Below are 1,397 nucleotides of genomic sequence, written 5' to 3'. Positions count from 1 at the left end.
CAGCCTCGGGACTGCCGCGTTGCCAGCACCGGGACCGGCGGCCGAAGTCGCCGAGTCGCCGGTACCGCACCACTGGGCTTTGCACCTATCCGGTCGGTTTTCGGTTCGTTCCCCTCGGTCGCGTCGGCAGGGCTTCGCCTACAGCGCCGGTGGCCGGGAGTCAAGTTCGCGCTCTGACAAACCGCCACTTCCACGCCCGACCGCAACGGCGCGGACTTTACTCCCGGACACCGGTGCTGTACCCCTTGGGGCTGACGACGCGACCGAGGGGAACGAACCGCAACCACCTCACAAACCGCCAGCGCAGGGCCCTGACCCGGCCACCCTATGGAATTGCGCCAGTTCCCCGAGGGAGCCAAGAGCCCCCGCCGGAGGCGCCGGGCTCTTCACCAGAGCTCTTGACCTTGATCTTGCAGTTGATCTTGCAGTTGATCTGGCTCTTGATCTGGCTCTTGATCTGGCTCTTGATCTGGTTCCTGATCTGGTTCCTGATCTAGACCCTGGTTCCGACCTGCTGGAGTTGAAGAGGCCTGAGATGCGACGGGGTCGTGAACACGAAAACCGGAAGCCGACAAACACACCCACCGCCCCGAACCCCGAACCGGCACAATCATGACCGAAGGCCGTAAAAAGCATTTAAGACCCAAAACCCAACCGCAACCCGGCCCACAGACTCCATCGCCCCCAAAGCCCGCAACGGCGACGGACTCGCGCACGCTCCAGGTTCAAAGACCCAACGCGCGCCTCGCTAATCCTCGAACAACTCCTCCATCGCCCGCTCCAGCACGTCCTCCGGCGGGGTGGGGCACTGCCAGCCGGCGGCTTCCATGGCGGCGAGGAATTCGGGTTCGGGGGCGAAGCCGTATTCGCTGAGGTAGTAGGTGAGGGCGTCGTTCCAGACCCAGGTGCCGTCGGTGCGGAAGCCCATGGGGACCACTTCGCCTCGGGCGGGTTCGACGAAGTCGGGTTCGGATGCCGTCGTCATCAGCAGGGGTGTGCCCGCCGCGAGGTAGGCCAGGGGTTGGGTGCGGTCTGCCGGGTTTAGGCGGGGGTGGTCTGGGGCGTAGTAGGGGACGCCGTCGGTAGCGCCGTCGAAGACTCTCGCGATGCGGGTCGTGGCCGTCATGGTCGTCGTCCTAATCGGTCGGTGCTGGGGTGCGGAATTCGCGCAGGGCGTGCAATACATGATCGCGCGATGACAATCCGGGCACCCGTTCCAGGAGGGCGGCTTCCGGGACTGTGCCGGGGGACAGGCTCACGCGCAGGATGAGCCGGTGGAAGCCGTCGGTGGAGGTTTCGCGCGCCAGGTGCTCCAAGCGGGTGAGCTCGTCGGGGGTGAACCGGCTGAGGGCTTCGCGGGTCGCGTCGTCGATCGGGGTGGCGGCGGGGTCTGGCTC

The 1,397-nt window shown here is 66.0% G+C and carries 1 protein-coding gene and 1 pseudogene; both read right to left on the bottom strand.

Annotated elements, in window-relative coordinates; genetic code table 11:
* Positions 1-748: 748 nt before the first annotated feature.
* Positions 749-1,126, bottom strand: coding sequence for a hypothetical protein (locus IZR01_RS49175; protein ID WP_194898527.1), 378 nt, complete (start codon positions 1,124-1,126; stop codon positions 749-751).
* Between the two features lie 10 nt (positions 1,127-1,136).
* Positions 1,137-1,397, bottom strand: a pseudogene (locus tag IZR01_RS49170) (hypothetical protein); the annotation flags it as partial.

Origin of the sequence: Catenulispora pinisilvae (assembly GCF_015356865.1) — a bacterium.
GTDB lineage: Bacteria > Actinomycetota > Actinomycetes > Streptomycetales > Catenulisporaceae > Catenulispora > Catenulispora pinisilvae.
This window is presented reverse-complemented; position numbering and strand designations above follow the sequence as displayed.